At 73.2% G+C, this 19,132-nt stretch carries 18 protein-coding genes; 12 read left to right on the forward strand and 6 right to left on the reverse strand.

The window, feature by feature from the left end:
* Positions 1 to 160 precede the first annotated feature (160 nt).
* Both HQQ85_RS13825 and HQQ85_RS13830 read left to right on the forward strand, forming a co-directional pair.
* A complete protein-coding gene (locus HQQ85_RS13825) occupies positions 161 to 2,923 on the forward strand; it encodes a LuxR family transcriptional regulator (RefSeq protein ID WP_173183127.1) in 2,763 nt (920 codons plus the stop codon).
* Positions 2,920 to 3,555, forward strand: coding sequence for a GntR family transcriptional regulator (locus tag HQQ85_RS13830; protein ID WP_173183128.1), 636 nt, complete (start codon positions 2,920 to 2,922; stop codon positions 3,553 to 3,555). Before HQQ85_RS13825 ends, HQQ85_RS13830 begins: the two co-directional genes overlap by 4 nt.
* A gap of 26 nt (positions 3,556 to 3,581) precedes the next feature.
* Here the strand turns inward: HQQ85_RS13830 and HQQ85_RS13835 are convergent, their stop codons facing one another.
* The gene (locus tag HQQ85_RS13835; RefSeq protein ID WP_173183129.1) at positions 3,582 to 4,094 is read right to left on the reverse strand and encodes a hypothetical protein; all 513 of its coding nucleotides are present in this window, start codon (positions 4,092 to 4,094) and stop codon (positions 3,582 to 3,584) included.
* A gap of 117 nt (positions 4,095 to 4,211) precedes the next feature.
* Here HQQ85_RS13835 and HQQ85_RS13840 point away from each other — a divergent pair, with 117 nt between their 5' ends.
* Positions 4,212 to 4,625 carry a nuclear transport factor 2 family protein gene (locus HQQ85_RS13840; RefSeq protein WP_173183130.1) on the forward strand — a complete coding sequence of 138 codons (414 nt, stop codon included), beginning with the start codon at positions 4,212 to 4,214 and terminating at the stop codon, positions 4,623 to 4,625.
* Between the two features lie 24 nt (positions 4,626 to 4,649).
* On the opposite strand, the gene HQQ85_RS13845 is transcribed toward HQQ85_RS13840, so the two are convergent.
* Positions 4,650 to 5,978, reverse strand: coding sequence for an FtsX-like permease family protein (locus tag HQQ85_RS13845; RefSeq protein WP_173183131.1), 1,329 nt, complete (start codon positions 5,976 to 5,978; stop codon positions 4,650 to 4,652).
* Positions 5,978 to 6,745: an ABC transporter ATP-binding protein gene (locus HQQ85_RS13850; RefSeq protein WP_371741907.1), complete on the reverse strand. Its 768-nt coding sequence runs from the start codon at positions 6,743 to 6,745 to the stop codon at positions 5,978 to 5,980. Before HQQ85_RS13850 ends, HQQ85_RS13845 begins: the two co-directional genes overlap by 1 nt.
* Positions 6,746 to 6,970: 225 nt before the next feature.
* Between HQQ85_RS13850 and HQQ85_RS13855 the strand changes: the two genes are divergently transcribed.
* Positions 6,971 to 7,492, forward strand: coding sequence for a MarR family winged helix-turn-helix transcriptional regulator (locus HQQ85_RS13855; protein WP_371741908.1), 522 nt, complete (start codon positions 6,971 to 6,973; stop codon positions 7,490 to 7,492).
* Positions 7,493 to 7,502: 10 nt separating this feature from the next.
* On the opposite strand, the gene HQQ85_RS21385 is transcribed toward HQQ85_RS13855, so the two are convergent.
* Complete coding sequence (locus HQQ85_RS21385; RefSeq protein ID WP_371741909.1) at positions 7,503 to 8,279, reverse strand: DUF305 domain-containing protein; 777 nt, start codon at positions 8,277 to 8,279, stop codon at positions 7,503 to 7,505.
* 5 nt (positions 8,280 to 8,284) lie between these two features.
* A complete protein-coding gene (locus HQQ85_RS13865; protein WP_173183133.1) occupies positions 8,285 to 8,989 on the reverse strand; it encodes a DUF3105 domain-containing protein in 705 nt (234 codons plus the stop codon).
* Positions 8,990 to 9,147: 158 nt separating this feature from the next.
* Here HQQ85_RS13865 and HQQ85_RS13870 point away from each other — a divergent pair, with 158 nt between their 5' ends.
* Positions 9,148 to 9,873 (forward strand): 1-acyl-sn-glycerol-3-phosphate acyltransferase, encoded by a 726-nt coding sequence (locus tag HQQ85_RS13870; RefSeq protein ID WP_173183134.1) that lies wholly within the window; start codon positions 9,148 to 9,150, stop codon positions 9,871 to 9,873.
* 79 nt (positions 9,874 to 9,952) lie between these two features.
* Here the strand turns inward: HQQ85_RS13870 and HQQ85_RS13875 are convergent, their stop codons facing one another.
* Entirely contained in the window at positions 9,953 to 10,420 is a 468-nt protein-coding gene (locus tag HQQ85_RS13875; RefSeq protein ID WP_173183135.1) for a helix-turn-helix domain-containing protein, read from the reverse strand.
* 65 nt (positions 10,421 to 10,485) lie between these two features.
* Between HQQ85_RS13875 and HQQ85_RS13880 the strand changes: the two genes are divergently transcribed.
* The 7 genes from HQQ85_RS13880 to HQQ85_RS13910 all read left to right on the forward strand — a co-directional run bounded on the left by HQQ85_RS13880 (position 10,486) and on the right by HQQ85_RS13910 (position 19,071).
* Positions 10,486 to 11,742, forward strand: a complete 1,257-nt coding sequence (locus HQQ85_RS13880; protein WP_216851751.1) for an MFS transporter — start codon at positions 10,486 to 10,488, stop codon at positions 11,740 to 11,742.
* Between the two features lie 129 nt (positions 11,743 to 11,871).
* A complete protein-coding gene (locus tag HQQ85_RS13885; RefSeq protein WP_173183136.1) occupies positions 11,872 to 14,031 on the forward strand; it encodes an acyl-CoA dehydrogenase in 2,160 nt (719 codons plus the stop codon).
* A 119-nt stretch (positions 14,032 to 14,150) separates the two neighbouring features.
* The gene (locus tag HQQ85_RS13890) at positions 14,151 to 15,122 is read left to right on the forward strand and encodes an ABC transporter ATP-binding protein (protein ID WP_173183137.1); all 972 of its coding nucleotides are present in this window, start codon (positions 14,151 to 14,153) and stop codon (positions 15,120 to 15,122) included.
* Complete coding sequence (locus HQQ85_RS13895; protein WP_173183138.1) at positions 15,119 to 15,952, forward strand: ABC transporter permease; 834 nt, start codon at positions 15,119 to 15,121, stop codon at positions 15,950 to 15,952. The genes HQQ85_RS13890 and HQQ85_RS13895 overlap by 4 nt, the downstream gene beginning before the upstream one ends.
* A 5-nt stretch (positions 15,953 to 15,957) precedes the next feature.
* Positions 15,958 to 17,376, forward strand: coding sequence for a histidine kinase (locus HQQ85_RS21100; protein WP_173183139.1), 1,419 nt, complete (start codon positions 15,958 to 15,960; stop codon positions 17,374 to 17,376).
* Entirely contained in the window at positions 17,373 to 18,077 is a 705-nt protein-coding gene (locus HQQ85_RS13905) for a response regulator transcription factor (protein WP_173183140.1), read from the forward strand. The genes HQQ85_RS21100 and HQQ85_RS13905 overlap by 4 nt, the downstream gene beginning before the upstream one ends.
* Before the next feature lie 79 nt (positions 18,078 to 18,156).
* On the forward strand, positions 18,157 to 19,071 hold the full coding sequence (locus HQQ85_RS13910; protein WP_371741910.1) for an endo alpha-1,4 polygalactosaminidase: 915 nt from the start codon (positions 18,157 to 18,159) through the stop codon (positions 19,069 to 19,071).
* Positions 19,072 to 19,132 lie beyond the last annotated feature (61 nt).

Genomic DNA, 19,132 nt, shown 5'->3' on the forward strand with positions numbered 1-19,132 from the left:
CCTCCTGCGGTGGATGACGGGCGATGTGCTCCCAATCTGCGCGAGCGTCGCTGCGGCGTCATCCGTCTGCTGACGTACGGGTCGCACGGCCCAGCTGCGGTAGGGATCGTACGGTCGGGAAGTGTCGACACTCGGCCGCGGCATGCCTACTATGGGTGACATGTCCCTCAAGTTGGCGTCCGGGTTCGACGCTCGTCCCCTCGTCGGCCGCGCGGCCGAGGTGCGCGATCTGGAGCGGGTGGTCATCCGCTCGCAGCCCGGGGGCGCGGCCGTGCTGGTCGAGGGTGACGCCGGCATCGGCAAGTCGACCCTCCTCGCCGAGATCGCGGGGCTCGCGGGCGACGCCGGGTACCGGGTGCTGAGCTGCACCGGCCTCGAGCTCGCCCCGCCGGTCGGCTACGCGGCGCTGCACCAGATGCTCCGGCCGCTGCTGATGCACCTGACGAGACTGCCGGCGCGGCAACGCGAGGCGCTGTCGGCGGCGTTCGGGCTCGAGCACGGCACCTCGCCCGACCGGCTGCTCGTCAGCGTCGCGGCGCTCGGGCTGCTCGAGGAGGCGAGCGCCGCGGTGCCGCTGTTCATCGCGGTCGAGGACCTGCAGTGGGTCGACCCCTCGACGCGGCACGTGATCGAGTTCCTCGCCCTGCGCCTCGGTGAACCGCACGTCTCGCTCGTCGCCACCATGCGCACCCCGTGGGGCGGGCAGTCCGGGCCCGGCGGCCTCGAGCGCCTGCTGCTCGGCCCCCTCGACGACGCCGCCTCCCGGCGCCTGCTCGGCGAGGTCGCTCCCGAGCTGGGCGAGGCGAGACGGATGCGCGTCCTGCGCGAGGCGAACGGCAACCCGCTGGCGCTGACCGAGCTCGCCATCGCGGTGACGGGCCCCGTCCGCCGCACCGGCCTCCGCAGCGTCATCCCCACGACCCAGCGCCTCGAGCAGGCCTTCCTCGGGCAGGTCGCGGGCATCCCGGAGCGGAGTCAGGCGCTGATGCTGCTCGCGGCCGTCGCCGACGACGCCGGGATGCTCGACGTGCTCGACGCCGCCCGGCTCGCCGGTCTCGACCTGCGCGACCTGGCGCCGCTCGAGACCGCGGGCATGCTGCAGGTGGTCGAGGAGCGGCCTCAGTTCCGGCACCCGCTGCTGCGGGCGGCCGTGCTCGGTGCGGCGACCACCGCGGAGCTCCAGCGCGCCCACTCGGTGCTGGCCCAGACCGTGCGCGACCCGGCCAGGGCGGCCTGGCACCGGGCCGCCTCCAGCTTCGAGCGCAGCGAGACCGTCGCGCAGGAGCTCGAGGACGCGGGCTCGCGGGCCCAGCAACGCGGGGCGCTCGCCGAAGCGGCGGCGGCCTACGAGCGGGCGGCCGAGCTCTCGGAGTCGCAGGAGAGCCGCGCCGCCCGGCTCGCCCGGGCGGCCGACGTGTCCCGCAGCGCCGGCCTCGGCGTCGAGGCGCTGCAGGCCGTGGAGGAGGCCGAGCGGATCGCCACCCGACCCGAGACCATCGCGCTCCTCGCCACCACGCGCAACGGGCTCAGCCTGACGACGGGGCTGACCGGGCACTCTCCGGCCGACATCGAGCGCACGATCGCGCGGCTCGGTGGACCCGAGAACGCCGACCGCCGGATCGAGGTGCTCTGGGCCGCGGCGATGACCGTGCGGGGCCGCAACCTCCCGGCGGCGGAGTGGCGCAAGGTCGAGCGGCAGGTGCGGGCCATCCACACCCAGAACCCGCTGAAGCCCATCGTGCTGGCGCTGATGTCGCCGCTCGGCCGGGTCGACGACGACGTGCGGGCCGCACTGCCGCAGCTCATCCCCGAGCTCGACCAGTCGCCCATCGGCATGCTGAGCCTCGCCATCGCCGCCGAGTCGCTGCACGACATCGAGACGGCGCTGACCTGCTGGGGGCTGGCGCGCGAGCGGTTCCACGAGCGCGGGGCGCCGGCCGACGAGGCGCAGGCGCTGCGCGGCAAGGCCACCCTGCTGATGCTCCGCGGGCGGGTGCGCGAGGGGCTCGCCGAGGCCGAGTTCGCCGCCCGGATGGCGAAGGACACCGGCCAGCCGCTGGTCGAGGGGATGTGCGTCGCCACCATCGCGCGCGGCCACGCCACCCTTGGGGACGCCGAGCGGACGGCCGAGTCGCTGCGGCGTCTGCGGGAGCTCGCCGCCGTGCATCCGCTCGCCATGGCGACCGCCGATGCGCGCTGGGCCACGGGGATCGTGGCGCTCGCCGAGAACCGGTACCGGGATGCGCTGATCGAGCTCGCCCAGGTGACCGTGCACCCGACGCGGGGGCTCTGGGCCATCGCCGACCGCACCGAGGCGGCGGTGCGCGCCGGCCGGGCCGACACGGTGCGCGACGGGGTCGATGCGGCGGAGGGCGCCGCCCGGGCGTACCGCTCGGCCTTCCTCGGGTCGCTGGTCGCGCGCAGCCGGGCGCTGCTGGCCGATGCCGACGGCGATGCGGCAGCGGCCGAGGCACACTACGCGTCGTCGATCGGGCTGGGGGAGTACAGCGAGTCGCCGTTCGAGTTCGCCCGCTCGGAGCTGCTGTTCGGGGAGTGGCTGCGGCGGGAGCGGCGGCCGGTTGAGGCGCGCGAGCACCTGGGGCGGGCGCTCGCGACGTTCGACTCGAGCGGTGCGCGGGTGCTGGCCGAGCGGTCGGTGGCCGAGCTGCGGGCGGCGGGAGAGGCGCCGCGACGGGGCGAAGGTGGGGGGTCGCCTCTGACGGGGTCTTCGCCGCTCACGCCTCAGGAGCTGCAGGTCGCGGTGCTCGCGGCGCGCGGCATGAGCAACAAGGAGATCGCCGACCGGGTGTACCTGTCGCACCGCACCGTGAGCACGCACCTCTACAAGGCGTTCCCGAAGCTGGGCATCGCCAGCCGGGCCCAGCTGCGGGATGCGCTCGAGCAGGGCGGGCATCTGCGGTGACGGTGCTCGAGACGATCCGGGCGCGCATCCTGAGCGGTGAGCTCGCGTCGGGTGACTGGCTCAAGGACTCGGTGCTGGCGACGGAGCTCGGTACCAGCCGCGCCCCCGTTCGCGAGGCGCTGGAGCGCCTGGTGCAGAGCGGCCTCGTCACCAAGACGCTCAACCGGCCCTACCGGGTGGTGACCATCGACGCGGCGGCGCTGTCGGAGCTGCGGCTGCTGCGCTTCGCGGACGAGTCGGCGGCGATCATCCACGTGGTGCTGAACTGCACGCCGCTGGCTGCGCTCGAGGCGCCCCTCGCCGAGATGGAGCGGCTGACCGTGGCCGGCGCGGGCTGGGTGTCGCTGGTCGACGTCGACCTCGAGTTCCACCGGGCACTCGTCGCCGCCACCGGGCTGCCGCGGCTGCTGTCGCGGTTCGACGGGATCACCGACCAGATCCGGGCGTGGCTCGGCGGGATCGAGGTGCCGCCGATCGTCGCCGGGACGCAGCTGCAGCGGCACGTCGAGCTGCGCGACACGCTCGTCGCGTGCCAGGCGGCGCAGGACGTGCGGCCGGCCATCCGGCTGTGGGAGGCGCACCTGCTCGGGGACCACCGGGCCAGTGCGTTCTGGGGCGACGAGTCGCGCTGACCCGGGTCGCGTCGGCCGCCCCGCTCTCAGGCTCGGCAGCTGAGGGAGCCGAAGGAGGACTCGGTGGTGGCTCCGGTGGCGACGTAGTCGCGCGGCAGCGTCGAGACGGCCCGGAGCGTCCAACGGGTGCTGATCGAGGTGGACAGGGTGGTGCTGATCGTCATCGTCGCTCCGGCCGGCAGCGGCGACGTCAACACGATGAGGCGGGACGTGGCACTCACGTCGTTGACGATCGCGCCGACGCCGGTGACGGTGAGCTCGCCGATCGTCGTCACGCCCGTGACGGACACGGTGATCGTCGTGCGCTCGGGCAGCGATGCGATGGGGCCGGCCGTCAGGAGGAAGCCGGGGCGGCCCGATCCCGGCACCGAGCAGGAGTCCGTGACACGGTAGGCACCTACGTCGATTGTGGATGCGGCCGCGAGCGGGGTGGCGACGCCCAGCGCCACGACCGGCGCGCTCCAGGCGGCGGCGCGCAGGACCGTGCGGCGGGCGAGAGCCGTGTCCTTCGGATCGGTCGGTGGTGGGGCTGGAGTCATCGTGGTCTTCCTGGCACGGCGGCGGGTTGGCCGCCCAGAAGCGGCGGGTTGCCGCCCAGAATACGCACGGATCAAGTTTTTCGGGACATCGAGGCGGGTCGATGCCAGAGTTCACTCATGACCGATACCTCCCCGTCCGAGAACAGCACGAGCCACATGACGCCCGAGGTGCTGGCGGCGTTCAGCGACGCCTGGACCCGCCGCGACCTCGAAGCCCTGATGAGCCACGTCACCGACGACTGCGTCTACAGCGCATCCGTCGGCCCCGAGCCCGGACAGACCTGGTCGGGGAAGGAGCAGGTGCGGGAGGGCTTCGCGCTGATGCTCGCCTTCGACACCGGGCAGGAGCGGCACGAGGAGGAGAACCCGATCATCGCCGGGACCCGTGGTGCGGCGACCTGGTCGTTCACGGGAGCGGGCCCGGACGGAAAGGTCCTGACCACGCGCGGCTGCGACATCTATGAGTTCCGCGACGGGAAGATCGCGCGCAAGGACGCGTTCCGGAAGGTCTACCAGGCCGAAGGGCACTAGCAAATCGGGACCAGCCGCGATCTGCTACGACCCGCTGAGCACCTCGACGGTCGTCCGGCGCCGAGCCAACCGCGGCCCGAAGGTCGCGGCCCATGCGAGCACGAGGCACACGACGGTGCCGACCGCCCCCAGCGCCGGCACCGGCGTCGGCCGCACCGACGGCGCCACCCCCTGCAGGAACACCCCGATCCCCCCGGCCACCAGCGCGACCACGACGCTCGCCAGAACCGCAGCGGTCAGCACGTAGATCAGCGCCTCCCCCGCGGCCGTCAGCACCCGCACGCCCCGGTCGGCCCCCGCGACCTCGAGCAGCGCCTCCTCCCGCTCGCGGAACGAGCTCGCCATCAGAACGCCCGCCGCCGCCCCTACGGCCGCGAGCAACGTGGGCCCGCCGAGCAGCAGCGCCAGTGGCCGAGGGTCGGCGGCAGCCCCGCCGCCGAACGCGGTGGCGGCCGTGTTCTGCCCCGCGAGGAAGGTCCAGAGCAGCCCGATCGCCACCATGAACGAGACGACGGATGCGCTGCTGCGCTCCGCCGAATCGATCACGGTGGCCCGGGCGAGGTACCATGACACCGACGCCCGCGAGGGCACGACCGCGGTCCACAGCTGGATCAGCCTCGGCACGTACACCGGCGCCCCCGCCGACGCCGCCGCGATCAGCACCGGTCCGATCAGCACCGACTGCGCCGCCCCGGTGGGGAGCGACTGCGGCAGCCCGGCGAACATCGTGCCGGCGAGGGCGAGCAGCAGCGCGGCGACGACGATCCGCACCACCACGCGCTGCCGCGGCCGCGCCCCTCCGCGCAGCAGGGCGAGCACCGGCGTCGAACCGGCCTCCCGGGCGCGCGGCAGGGCGGCGAGCAGCACCACGCCCACCACGACCGCCCCGCCGATCGCCGCCGACCCCGGTCCGAGCGTCGGAACGACCTCGCCGAGACCGTCCGACCCGACGAGGAGCGCCCGCACCAGCGTCGGGCACACGAGCCAGGCGAGCACCGAACCGAGCGCCGCACCCAGCACGGCCACCGCCGCCAGCTCCCCGAGCACCAGCCGCCCGAGCTGCGACGGCTGCACCCCGACGATCAGCCACAGCGCGAAGGTGCGCCGCCGCAGCTCGACCAGCGTGCGAACGGTCGACGACAGCACGATCACCAGGCTCAGCACCGAGAGCGTCAGCGCGATGCTCGCCACCGAGACCAGCCCCAGCTGCACCGTCACGTCGCTCTGCCCCAGTGCGGTGTCGACGAGCGTGGCCGGGATGCCCGCAGCGGCCCCCGCCGCGACGAGCACCGCGAAGGTGCCGATCCAGACGCGCAGGTCGCCGAGCAGGTCGGCCTTCAGCAGCGTCAGCATCAGCGGGCCGCCAGCACGGCGTCGAAGAGCTGCTCGGCGGTCGGGGCGGCCAGCTCCTGGTGCACCCGCCCGTCGCGGATGACGATCGCCCGGTCGGCCCGCGCCGCCGACTCGAGGTCGTGCGTCACCATCAGCACCGCACTGCCCGCATCCCGCACGCCCCGCAGCAGGTCGAGCACCACGCGCCCCGCCGCGGCATCCAGAGCCCCGGTCGGTTCGTCGGCGAACAGGATGCCCGGCCGAGCGAACAGCGCCCGGGCGATCGCCACCCGCTGCTGCTGCCCGCCCGACATCGACGGCGGCTTGGCGTCGGCCAGCTCGGCCAGCCCCACCGCGGCCAGCGCCTCGACGACCTCGTCCGGCGCGACGGCCCGCCGGGCGAGCCGGGCGGGGAGCGCCACGTTCTGCGCCGCGGTCAGGGAGGGGATGAGGTTGTACGACTGGAAGACGAAGCCGATGCTGCTGCGCCTCAGCTGCGCGAGCCGCCGGGCCGAGAGCGCCGTGGTGTCGACGCCGCCGATCCGCACGCCGCCCCGGCTCGGACGCTCGAGGCCGGCCAGGCAGTAGAGCAGCGTCGACTTGCCCGAGCCGCTCGGGCCGACCACGCTCACCATCTCGCCGGGCGTGACCGTGAGCGAGATGCCGTGCAGCACCTCGACCGGCTCACCGCCGCTGTCAGGCCGGAAGGTCTTGGCGACGTCGATCGCCTCGAGGGCGGGAGCGAAAGCGGGTACAGGTGTGGGCCTCGGCAGCGGTGCATCGGTCACGGCGGTCCTCCCCGGCGCCGCGATGACGCTCCCCACGATGATCCCGCGTGGGCCGCTCGGGCGCATCCGTGCGATGACGTACCGGCACGGGCATCCGTCGATCGATGCGTCAGATGTCGGATGCGCACCCGCCCGCCGCGGTGGAGGCGCTCATCGTGGTGGTCGACGGGGTGACCTCGACCTCGACCTCCGACGAGGAGTAACCTCGATCGCATAGACGAGCACGTGGGCACACCCGAGGCGGCCGGGCCGCCGGAGGGTTCGCCGTACTCGCTGATGAGCGACGAGCAGATCCGGGCGTGGTACGCCTACATGAAGGTGCAGCTGCGCCTGCGCTACGAGATGAACCGTCAGCTGCAGGCCGACAGCGGGCTCTCTCTGCCCGACTACGACGTGCTCGTCGCCCTCACCAGCGAGCCCTCGGGCAGCATGCGCATCGCCGCGCTCGCCACCCGGCTGGGCTGGGAGCGCAGCCGCACGTCCCACCACGTGCGGCGCATGCAGACGCGCTCGCTGCTCGAGACCAGCACCGCGGCCGACGACCGGCGGGCCACCGATGTGCGCCTCACGCCGGCGGGCTGGGAGGCGCTGCGGGCCGCGACCCCGCCGCACGTCGAGCTCGTGAAGTCGATCTTCCTCGACGCGCTCGACGGCACCGACCTCGAGCAGCTCGCGGGCATCATGGACCGGGTCTACGAGCGCCTGATCGCGAACGGCACCCTGCCCCGCCCCAACGACCACCCCTGACCGGCACGGGTCAGGTGCGGGCGGCCAGGAGCTCCTGCATGTACTGGATCTCGCCCGACTGGGCGAAGACGATGGCCTTCGCGAGGGCGGTGACGAGCGGGTTCGTGGTGCGCGAGAGCGCGGCCTCGGCCATCTCGACCCCACCCTGGTGGTGGGCGATCATGAGCTCGAGGAAGAGGGTCTCGGCCTCCACCCCGGTGAGGGAGGAGAGGCGGTCGAGGTCGGCGGAGGTCGCCATGCCCGGCATGGGCTCGCCGGGCACCATGGGGGCGGGGGTCGCCGCGGTCGACGTGCCGGCCGCACCGCCGGCGTCGGGTACCGTGGTGGAGGCCGCGCCGCCGTGGCCGTGGTCGTCCGAGCCGTCGAGGGTGGGCTGGAGCATCCACGTCATCTCGGGCTGGGTCGAGGCCTGGGGGAGGCCCCAGGCGTTCAGCCACGCGTACATCTGGCCCGACTGCTGCGCCTGCGAGGTCGCGATGTCGTAGGCCAGCGAGCGGATGGCCGGGTCGTCGCTCTGCTCGCGGATGATCAGAGCCATCTGCACGGCCTGGTCGTGGTGGGTCTGCATGTCCCGGGCGAAGCCCGCCTCGACGCCGGTGTCGGTGGGCGTCGCGGTGCGGGGGGCGGCGAGCCAGCCGGCCGAGAACGCCACGACCGCCACGAGCACCGCGGCCACGATCGCCGCGAGGGTGAGGCGGCCGCGCGAGGGGCGCCGAGCATCCGGAACCGCCCCGGTCACGAGCGAGGGATCAGCGACCGAGGAATCAGCGGGCGACGAGTCGGGCACCCCGCTCAGGCCACCTTGCCGGCCGCGTCGAGACCGCCGGTGCAGGCGGCGCCCGGCTCGGGGGCGTCGTTCGAGCGCCAGAACTTCTGCACGAAGTCGCCGAGGCGCTCGTCGTCGACGCCGTCGAGGAAGACCTGGTTGCCCCAGGCGGAGGCGACGACGGGGGCGGCGATGCCCTCGTAGGGCGAGAGCACGACGTAGGTGTCGGGCAGCTTGGAGCGGAGGGTCTCGACGCCGGCCTCGTCGACGACGGCGGGGTCGTAGGTGACCCAGACGGCTCCGTGCTCGAGCGCGTGCACCGCGTTCTCGTTGGGCACCTGCTGGTCGTAGACGCCGCAGTTCAGCCAGACGGCGTTGTGGTCGCCGCCGGCCGGAGGGGTCTGGGCGTAATCGACGGTGGTCGAGACGTGGTTCGAGGTGAGGTTGTCGTAGGTCTGGAGCTCGCCGATCGAGATCGACGCCGGGTCGACCTTGGGCTCGGCGCTCGTGACGACGAAGGTGATGACGAGACCGAGCGCGATGAGGCCGGCCGCGGCGCCGCCGAAGATGCCGATGCGGCGGTTGCGCTGCTGCTTCTTCTGCTGCGCGACCATCTGCGCGACCTTCTCGGCGCGGCGGGCTTCGCGCTCCTGCTTGACCGTGAGCTTCTTGGCCTGGTCTTTGGCCTTCGGGGGCACGGAGGAGGAGGAATCGGTGGGCACGGGTCTCATTTCGACGAACGGGAGCAGGGCAGGTTGAAGCGACAACCATTATGAGACTGCCGCAGCCACCTATGAAAACGCAGTGAGCAGGGCGGCGCAACGAGCTCCACCGTGCAGTGCTCAGCACCATAGCCCGCGCGGCATGCGATGCGTGCGAGCATCGGGGCATGTTCAAGACGATCGCCCGGGGCCTCGCCCGCCCCCTCGCCGGCGCCGTCTACCGGCCGACCGTGATCGGGCGGGAGCTCGTTCCCCGCGAGGGCGCCGTGCTGCTCGCGAGCAACCACCTCAGCTTCATGGACAGCGTGGTCATCACGGTGATCGCACCCCGCGACGTCCGCTTCCTCGCCAAGCAGGAGTACTTCACGGGCGAGGGGCTGAAGGGCCGCGTGTCCAAGACCTTCTTCGAGTCGATCGGCGCCATCCCCGTCGACCGGGAGAGCGCCACCGCGGCCCAGGACTCGCTCGAGCGCGGCCGCGAGGTGCTCGAGTCGGGTGGCGCCTTCGCGATCTACCCCGAGGGCACCCGCTCGCGCGACGGCCGGCTGTACCGGGGGCGCACGGGGGTCGCGTGGCTGGGCCTGACCACCGGATGCCCGATCGTGCCGGTCGCGCTCAGCGGAACCGAGAACCTCCAACCCGACGGCGCTCGCGTTCCCCGGGTGACTCCGGTGACCATCCGCTTCGGCGAGCCGATCCAGTCGGCCGGCTACGGGGAGGCCGGCTCGGCGCGGGCGCGGCGGAGGCTCACCGATGACGTGATGGCGGCGATCGCCGCGATGTCGGGCCAGGAGCTCGCGAACGCGTACAACGAGCCGCCCGCCTCGGGCGTGGTGGAGCGGGTGCGCCGGGCGATGCACCGCAACGACCCGGGCGGGGCGACGCCCGACTGACGTAGCGCCGGGCGCGCGCCCGGCGACGAGCACCGCCCGCGTCACGCCCGCCGGCCCCGCGTGGCGGCTGGCCGCCCGCCTACCAGCGCGTGCGCGCGGCCGGCCCCGGCGCGATCGTCACGTCGAGCGGCTCCACCGCGTGCCCCTCGCCGTCGACGAACGCGAGCGACACCGGCTCCTCGCCGGCCACGAGCACCGACGACGCCCCACCCTCATACGGGTTGTACGCATCCCCCCACTGCACCATCGCCCCGATCACGACCGCGAGCCCCCGCCCCGCCTCGGTGAGGTGGTAGCTCGAGCGCTCGCGCGACCCTGGGGCCCGGTACGGCCGCTTCTCGAGCACGCCGCTGTCGACCAGCTTGGCGAGACGCGCGCTCAGGATGTCGCTCGGGGCACCGAGGGAGTCCTTGAACTCCGAGAAGCGGGTGAGCCCGCGGAACGCGTCGCGCACGACGAGCAGCGACCACTTCTCGCCGACCACGTCGAGCGTGCGCACGATCTGGCACCGGGGCCCGTCGGCGGGCCGGCTCGCGGGGTCGCTCATGGCCACCATGGTACGTCCGGAGCGCCTGTATTGGAAATTCCAACTCAGACCGCTACTGTGGCGGCATGACGAGAGCAGCGCGCTTCGGGCGCCGGGGGACGTTCTGGGCGGCAGCCGCGGTGCTGGCGCTCTGCCTGTGGTCGAGCGGGGCGGCCAGCGTGCTGTACCCGAGCTACGCCGCCGAGTGGTCGCTGCCCCCGGTGGTGACGACGTCGGTGTTCGGCGCCTATCCGGTGGCCCTGCTGATCGTGCTGCTCCTGTTCGGCGGCGTCAGCGACGCGATCGGCCGCCGCCGGGCCATGCTGCTCGGCATCGCGCTGCTCGCCGTGGCCGCCCTCGTGTTCGCGGTCGCCCCGAACGTCGGCTGGCTCTTCGCCGGCCGCATCCTGCAGGGCATCGGAACCGGCTTCGCGCTCGGTGCCGCCAGCGCAGCCCTCGTCGAGCACAACCCCTGGTCGAACCCCCGCCGGGCGAGCTCGATGACGACCGTCTCGACCTCCACCGGCCTGACCCTCGCGCTGGTGGTCTCCGGGCTCCTGGCGCAGTACGCCCCGCTTCCGCTCGTGCTCGGCTTCGTGCTGCTGTTCGTGCTGGCGCTCCTCGCCTTCGTGGCCGTGCTGCTGACCCCCGACGACCGTCCGGCACCGGTGCCGGGCCAGGATGCGCGGCCCGCCTTCCGCCCGCAGGCCCTCCGTCTCCCGCGCGGCATCGCCCTCGCCTTCGCCGCCGCGACGCTCTCGGTCGCCACCGCCTACAGCGTCGGCGCGATCTTCCTCTCGCTCGGCGCCCAGATGGCGCGCGAGCTGACCGGCACCACCGACCTGCTCGTGGTGGGCGCCCTGCTCGGCGTCTCGTCGGCGACCATCGGCGTGACGGCGCTGCTGCTCGGCAAGGTGCCCGCCGTGCCGGCGATCGTCATCGGCGGCATCGTCTCGCTGGCCGGCCTCGGCCTGATGGCGGCGGCCGCCTCGTCCGGATCGCTGCTGCTCTTCTTCGCCTGGTGCATCGTCGGCGGCATCGGCTACTCCTTCGCCTTCACCGGCGGTCTCGGCTTGGCGAACCGTGCGGCCCCGGCCTCGCACCGCGGCGCCGTGCTCTCGCTGCTCTACCTCTTCTCCTACCTCCTGCAGGCGCTCACCGCGATCGGCGCGGGGGCCACCGCGACGGCGCTTGGCCTCGCGACCGCCGTCGACCTGGCGGCGCCGGCCCTGGCGGTGCTCGCCGTCGCGACGATCGTCCTGGCTCTCGTCGAGCGGATGCGCGACCGCACGGCCACGCTCGCCCACCCCGGCCCTTTGTCTGCCTCGGTGGGTGGATCCTGAGAACGACTGTGGGATGTCCACAGTGCGTCGTGCACCCCCTCGGCCCCCGTTTGTAGGCCCGTCACCGGCCGTTTCGCGCTCTCCGGCAGTCCTCCTAGCGTGGGATCAGCCACGACGACGAGGATGACGATGACGAACACGATCGAGAACACGCAGAGCTCCGAGCAGAAGCCCGACACCGACGCCGCCCGCATCGACAGCGAGCTCGACGCCTCGGCGCGGCTGCCCCGGCGCTCCACGGGCAGCGGCGTGGTCGTCGCCCGCACCGACGTCGAGTGGCTCGGCCGCTATCTGCTCGGCAGCTGGGCCGAGGTGCGCCTCGCCGCCCGCGAGCTGACCGCACGCCCCGAGATGCAGCGCATCGAGGGCCAGAGCGTCGACGAGCACCGCGAGCGCGTCTTCGGCCAGCTGAAGCTGCTGGTGGAGGACGGCCAGGTGCACCGCGCCTTCCCGAAGTCGGTCGGCGGCGAGGACGACCACGGCGGCAACATCGCCGGCTTCGAGGAGCTCGTCACCGCCGATCCGAGTCTGCAGATCAAGTCGGGCGTGCAGTGGGGGCTGTTCGGCGCCGCCGTGCTGCACCTCGGCACCGAGTACCACCACCGCACCTTCCTGCCCGGCATCATGAGCCTCGAGGTGCCCGGTGCCTTCGCCATGACCGAGACGGGGCACGGCTCCGACGTCGCCGCCATCGGCACCACCGCCACCTTCGACGAGGCCACCGGCGAGTTCGTGATCGACACCCCGTTCCGGGGCGCGTGGAAGGACTACCTCGGCAACGCCGCGAAGCACGGCATCGCCGCGGTGCTGTTCGCGCAGCTCATCACGAAGAACGTCAACCACGGCGTGCACGCCTTCTACGTGCCCCTCCGTGACGCGGCCACCGGTGAGTTCCTGCCCGGCATCGGCGGGGAGGACGACGGGCTGAAGGGCGGCCTGAACGGCATCGACAACGGCCGGCTGCACTTCGACGGCGTGCGCATCCCGCGCGCCAACCTGCTGAACCGCTACGGCGACGTCAGCGCCGAGGGCGAGTACTCCAGCAGCATCGCGAGCCCCGGCCGCCGCTTCTTCACCATGCTCGGCACGCTCGTGCAGGGCCGCGTCTCGCTCGACGGCGCCTCGGTCGCCGCCGCGAAGATCGCGCTCACCATCGCCGTGACCTACGGCAACGAGCGCCGCCAGTTCACCGCCGGCAGCGACACCGACGAGGAGGTGCTGCTCGACTACCAGCTGCACCAGAAGCGGCTCATGCCCAAGCTCGCCACCACCTACGCCGCGAGCTTCGCGCACGAGAAGCTGCTCACCAAGTTCGACGAGGTCTTCTCGGGCGTCGCCGACACCGACGAGGGCCGTCAAGACCTCGAGACCCTCGCCGCGGCGCTCAAGCCGCTCAGCACCTGGCACGCGCTCGACACCCTGCAGGAGGCGCGCGAGGCCTGCGGCGGCGCCGGCTTCCTCGCCGAGAACCGTCTCGTCGGGCTCCGTGCCGACCTCGACGTCTACGCCACCTTCGAGGGCGACAACCACGTGCTGCTGCAGCTGGTCGCCAAGCGCCTGCTGAGCGACTACGGCCGCCGCTTCGCCAAGGCCGACTTCGGGGTGCTCGCGCGCTACGTGGTGGAGCAGGCCGCGGGCCGCACGGTCAACGGCTCGGGGCTCCGCTCCTTCGCGCAGACCGTCGCCGACTTCGGCTCCACCGCCCGCTCGGTGGGGCAGCTGCGGGAGTCGGCGGCCCAGCGCCAGCTGCTCACCGACCGCGTCGAGACGATGGTGGGCGAGGTCGCCGGCAAGCTCCGGCCCGCCGCCAAGCTGTCGAAGAAGGATGCGGCCGACCTGTTCAACCTGCACCAGTCCGAGATCATCGAAGCGGCCAGGGCGCACGCCGAGCTGCTGCAGTGGGAGGCCTTCACCGAGGCGATCGAGGGCGCGGACGGCACGAGCCCCGAGGGCATGGACGACGGCACCCGCGTCGTGCTCACCTGGCTGCGCGACCTGTTCGGCCTCGGCCTCGTCGAGAAGCACCTCGCCTGGTACCTGATGAACGGCCGGCTCTCGCCGAGCCGCGCCCGCGCGGTCGGCCTCTACACCGAGCGGCTCTCGGCCCGGCTGCGCCCGCACGCCCAGGATCTGGTGAGCGCCTTCGGCTACGGCCCCGAGCACATCCGCGCCTCGATCGCGAGCGGTGCCGAGAAGGCGCGGCAGAGCGAGGCCCGCGAGTACTACAAGGCCGCACGGGCCGCCGGCACCCTCCCGGTGGAGGAGAAGAAGCAGAAGAAGACGAAGTAGCTCGTACCCCGGTACCAGCCGCACGGCACCGGGGTCCGATGAGGGGTGGGACGCGCATCCGTAGCGTGGAGAACGGCGCAGAGAGCGCCCGAACCACGAGCACAGGAGCGCGAGAGCCCATGATCGAAGCCACCTCGTTGACCAAGCGCTACGGCGCCCGCACGGCAGTCGACTCCGTCGACTTCGTCGTGCGACCCGGGCAGGTGACGGGCTTCCTCGGCCCGAACGGCGCCGGCAAGTCCACCACCATGCGCATGATCGTCGGCCTCGACCGGCCGACCTCGGGACGGGTCACGGTGAACGGCCGGCCCTACGCCGAGCACCGTGCCCCGCTGCGGGAGGTCGGCGCACTGCTCGACGCCAAGGCGGTGCACACCGGCCGTTCGGCCCGCAACCACCTGCGCGCCATCGCGGCCACCCACGGCATCCCGGTGCGCCGGGTCGACGAGGTGATCGGCCTCACCGGCCTCGAGAGCGTCGCCCGCAAGCGCGTCGGCGGCTTCTCGCTCGGCATGGGCCAGCGGCTCGGCATCGCGGCGGCCCTGCTCGGCGACCCGGCCACGCTCATCCTCGACGAGCCCGTGAACGGCCTCGACCCCGAGGGCGTGCTCTGGGTGCGCGGCTTCGCCCGGCAGCTCGCGGCCGAGGGCCGCACCGTGCTGCTGTCGAGCCACCTGATGAGCGAGATGGCGCTCACCGCCGACCACATCATCGTGCTCGGCAAGGGGCACGTCGTGGCGAACGCCCCGGTGTCCGAGATCCTCGGCACCACCGGTGGCTTCGTGCGCGTGCGGAGCCCCCGCGTCGACGAGATCGCCCGCCGGCTCGGCCAGCCCGACATCACCGTGACGAGCGTCGACGCCACCACCATCGAGGTGCGCGGCGCGCAGGCCGAGGTGATCGGCGACGTCGCGGCGGCCCTCGGGGTTCCCCTGCACGAGCTCACCCTGGTGCAGGGCTCGCTCGAGGACGCCTACCTCTCGCTCACCCGCGACGAGGTCGAGTACCGCACAGGCGGCGTGAGCGGTGAGGCGGCCGGTGCCGCTTCCGGTTCAACCTCCGCTCCCGTCACCGAGGAGGTGGCCCGATGAGCGCCGCGACGACCGCTCCCGCCGCCGCGCGGGTGACGCTCCAGCCGGTTCCGGATGCGCGGCTGCGCTTCACCGGAATCCTCCGCAGCGAGTGGATCAAACTGACCACCCTGCGCTCGACCGTCTGGGCCTACGCCATCCTGATCGCCCTGCAGATCGGCATGGGGGTACTTCTCGTGCTCACCCAGCCCGAGATGACGACGGCGGCGGGATCCGACCCCTCCGTCGTGGCGCAGGCCGCCGTGCAGGTGTCGACCCTCGGCATTCTGTTCAACCAGCTCGTGATCTCGGTGCTCGGCGTGCTCGTCATCACCGGGGAGTACGGCACCGGGCAGATCCGCTCCAGCCTGACGGCCGTGCCCAAGCGCCTGCCGGTGCTCTGGGCGAAGGCGCTGGTGTTCAGCGTCACGAGCTTCGTCGTGGGACTGGTCGCCGTGTTCGCCAGCTACGCCGTGACCTGGCCGATGCTGCAGGCGAAGGGTGTCGAGAGCAGCCTCGGCGACGTCGAGGTCTGGGGTCACCTGGTCGGCGCCGCCGGCTACCTCGCCCTGATCGGGCTGGTCGCCTTCTTCCTCGGCGCGCTGCTGCGACACACCGCGGGCGGGATCGCCGCAGCCGTCGGGCTGCTGCTCGTCGTGCCCTCGGTGATCTCGTTCATCTCGGCCGACTGGGCGTCCGTGCTCGCCGACTGGCTGCCCGGTTCGGTGGGCCAGACGCTGTTCTTCGGCGGCGAGGTCTTCGAGCCCTGGCAGGCGGTGCTGGTTATGCTCGGGTGGATCGCCCTGTTCGCAGTGCCCGCGGCGGTCCTGATGCGCCGGAGGGATGCCTGACAGTGGTGACGACGGGGCCCTCGGGCCCGGGCATCCGGTCCTCGGCGCCGGCGGTACCCCCGCCTGGCGCCGAGGACCTGCGGCTGCCCAAACCGCCGGGCTTCATCCGCTCGTTCTTCAACCGTCACCCGTGGCTGCTCGACGGCCTGATCGCCGGCACCTACGCGGTGCCGATGGGCGTCTGGGCGCTCGTGTCGGCCATCGCGGTACTGGTCGGACGACCCTTCGGCGACGACCCGGTGACGAGCAGCCCGCTCTTCCCGGCGCTGCTGCTCTACGGGGCGGCGGCCGTCGCGGTGGCGCTGCTGTTCCGGCGGCATGTCCCGGTGATCACCGCGGGGATCTGCATCGGCGCGATGCTGCTGCCCTCGCCCGACGGCCCGCAGCTCGACGTCTCGCCCGTGCTGTTCGCGCTGTACGCGCTGGCCGTCTACCGCTCCACCCGCGCGGCCTGGATCGGCACGGCCGCGGCGGCGGGCGTCGGGGTGCTCGCGACCGCGCTGCAGACCGGTGACCCGGTCTCGACGGTGGCCTTCGGCATCCTGATCGCGTTCCTCTGTGTCATCTCGACCCTCGTCGGCATCACCTTCGGCAATCGGCGCCGGTACATCGACGCCCTGCTCGAGCGGGCCGCCCAGCTGGCCCGCGAGCGCGACCAGCGGGCGCAGCTCGCGGTGGCGTCCGAGCGGGCCCGGATCGCGCGGGAGATGCACGACATCGTGGCGCACAGCCTGACGGTGATCGTCGCCCTGAGCGACGGCGCCGAGGCGAGTCTCGCCCGCTCGGGCACCGCCCCGGCGTCGGCGCAGGAGGCCGTGCGCCAGACCGGTGTCACGGCCCGGCGGGCGCTCACCGACATGCGCCGCTCGCTCGGGGTGCTCGCCGACGACCGCAGCGGCCCGGGTGTCGCCGGATCGTCGCCGGCCGCCCTCGCCCCGCAGCCCGGCGTCGCCGACCTGCCGGAGCTCATCGCGACCTTCCGCGCGGCCGGTCTCCCGGTGCGCTTCACGAGCATCGGCGAGCCGCCCGCCGACTCGGTGCTGCAGCTCACCGTCTACCGGGTGGTGCAGGAGGCTCTGACCAACGCGCTCCGCTACGCCATGGGCGTCGACCGGGTCGACGTCGAGCTGCGGTACGACGCGACCGGCATCTCGATCACGGTGCTCGACGACGGGATCGACCCGGCGCGCGGGGCCGCCTCCGAGGGCTCGGGCCGCGGGCTGATCGGGATGCACGAGCGTGTGCAGGTGCACGGCGGCACCGTCAGCGCCGGGCCGCTCGGCACCCGCGGGTGGCGCGTGGCGGCGCGGCTCGGCGATCCGGTGCCGGTGCCGGTTCCCGCCCCGCAGCCTGTGCCGGCGCCGCAGCCCGTTCCCGTGCCCGATCCCGCGCCCACCCCGCTCCCTCAGGAAGGCACCCCATGACCGACGCCCCCGCCCGCATCCGGGTGCTCCTCGTCGACGACCAGCAGCTCATCCGTCTCGGCATGCGCATGGTGATCGAGTCGTACGACGACCTCGAGGTCGTGGGCGAGGCCGGCGACGGCCGCGAGGCGATCGCCGCCACCGCCCGGCTCACTCCCGACGTCGTGCTGATGGACGTGCGGATGCCCGGCCTCGACGGCATCGAGGCCACCCGCGCGATCGTGGCGGCGAACCCCGCCAGCCGCATCATCATCCTCACCACCTTCGACCTCGACGAGTACGCCTTCGCCGGGCTCTCCGCGGGCGCCAGCGGCTTCCTGCTGAAGGACGCGCAGCCGGCCGAGCTCGTCGCCGCCATCCGTGCCGTCTCCTCGGGCGACGCCGCCGTCTCGCCCCGGGTCACCCGCAAGCTGCTCGAGCTGTTCGGCCCCCAGCTGCCGACGAGCGGGGCGGATGCCCGTCCCGCCGCCCCCGCCCCGGGCAGCCCGGGCGCCGCTCCCGCGCTCCTCGCGACCCTCACCGAACGTGAGCACGAGGTGCTCGTCGCCATGGCGGAGGGCCTGACGAACTCCGAGATCGCGGCGCGCTTCTTCCTGTCGGAGTCGACGGTGAAGACCCACGTGGGGCGGGTGCTGATGAAGCTCGAGCTGCGCGACCGGGTGCAGGCCGTCATCTTCGCCTACGGGGCCGGGCTGGTCTGAGATGGGGTGGCCGCGCATCCGCTTCGCTTGTCGGCCGCTTCCCATGGGGCGGTCGACTCGCCCCGCTACGATCGGCCACGTGGTCCCTGCACTCCGTCTCCGCGCCTCGGCGGTCGCCCTCGTCGTGGTCACGGTGCTCGGGCTCAGCGCCTGCGCGACGAGCTCCGACGACGACGGCCCGGCAGCCGCCTCCGGCACCGGCACCGGTACGCCCAGCGCCACCGCGAGCCCGACGCCGAGCGCCACGGCCGAGGTGGACGCGGTGGCGCCGCCGAGCATCCGCCCGCTGCCCGCCGACCCGGTGTTCGACTACCAGCTCGGCGGCGCCTACGCGCCCCCGGCCGGCGTGAACGTCGTCGCCCGGGACAGCACGGCCGCCCCCGAGGCCGGGGTCTACAGCATCTGCTACGTCAACGGCTTCCAGAGCCAGCCGGGCGAGAACTGGCCCGAGGTGCTCGTGCTGCGCGACGACGAGGGTGAGCCGGTCGCCGACCCGGGCTGGCCCGACGAGACGATCTTCGACATCTCCACGCCCGACAACCGGGCCGCGCTCGCCGACAAGATCGCGGTGACGATCGCCGGCTGCGCGGGAAGCGGCTTCGACGCGGTCGAGTTCGACAACCTCGACTCGTACACGCGCTCCGACGGCGCCTTCGGGCTGGAGCAGGCGGTGCAGTTCGCCACGATGCTGGTCGGCATCGCGCACGCCAACGGGCTCGCGGCCGGCCAGAAGAACACGCCGGTGCTCGGCGCCCGCGGGCACACGCAGATCGGCTTCGACTTCGCCGTCGCCGAGGAGTGCCAGCGCTTCGCCGAGTGCGAGAGCTACACCGAGGTGTACGGCGACCAGGTGCTCGACATCGAGTACGCCGGTCACCTCAGCGGCAGCTGGGCCGAGGTCTGCGCCGATCCCTCCCGGCCCGCCGGCATCGTGCTGCGCGACCGGCCACTCGCTCCGGCGGGGGCGAAGGGTCACGTGTACGACCGCTGCTGACGCCGGGTCTTCACCGTCCGTTCACCTGCAGGTCGGCGCGCACCACCGCGAGGCGTTCGCG

It is taken from the genome of Herbiconiux sp. VKM Ac-2851 (assembly GCF_013205105.1).
Classification (GTDB): domain Bacteria; phylum Actinomycetota; class Actinomycetes; order Actinomycetales; family Microbacteriaceae; genus Herbiconiux; species Herbiconiux flava.

Bases quoted from the DNA above. Each gene is read 5' to 3' on its own strand.
- HQQ85_RS13825 (WP_173183127.1), top strand. From the start codon at position 161: ATGTCCCTCAAGTTGGCGTCCGGGTTCGACGCTCGTCCCCTCGTCGGC.
- HQQ85_RS13835 (WP_173183129.1), bottom strand. From the start codon at position 4,094: ATGACTCCAGCCCCACCACCGACCGATCCGAAGGACACGGCTCTCGCC.
- HQQ85_RS13840 (WP_173183130.1), top strand. From the start codon at position 4,212: ATGACCGATACCTCCCCGTCCGAGAACAGCACGAGCCACATGACGCCC.
- HQQ85_RS13845 (WP_173183131.1), bottom strand. From the start codon at position 5,978: ATGCTGACGCTGCTGAAGGCCGACCTGCTCGGCGACCTGCGCGTCTGG.
- HQQ85_RS13865 (WP_173183133.1), bottom strand. From the start codon at position 8,989: ATGAGACCCGTGCCCACCGATTCCTCCTCCTCCGTGCCCCCGAAGGCC.
- HQQ85_RS13870 (WP_173183134.1), top strand. From the start codon at position 9,148: ATGTTCAAGACGATCGCCCGGGGCCTCGCCCGCCCCCTCGCCGGCGCC.
- HQQ85_RS13875 (WP_173183135.1), bottom strand. From the start codon at position 10,420: ATGAGCGACCCCGCGAGCCGGCCCGCCGACGGGCCCCGGTGCCAGATC.
- HQQ85_RS13880 (WP_216851751.1), top strand. From the start codon at position 10,486: ATGACGAGAGCAGCGCGCTTCGGGCGCCGGGGGACGTTCTGGGCGGCA.
- HQQ85_RS13885 (WP_173183136.1), top strand. From the start codon at position 11,872: ATGACGAACACGATCGAGAACACGCAGAGCTCCGAGCAGAAGCCCGAC.
- HQQ85_RS13890 (WP_173183137.1), top strand. From the start codon at position 14,151: ATGATCGAAGCCACCTCGTTGACCAAGCGCTACGGCGCCCGCACGGCA.
- HQQ85_RS13895 (WP_173183138.1), top strand. From the start codon at position 15,119: ATGAGCGCCGCGACGACCGCTCCCGCCGCCGCGCGGGTGACGCTCCAG.
- HQQ85_RS13905 (WP_173183140.1), top strand. From the start codon at position 17,373: ATGACCGACGCCCCCGCCCGCATCCGGGTGCTCCTCGTCGACGACCAG.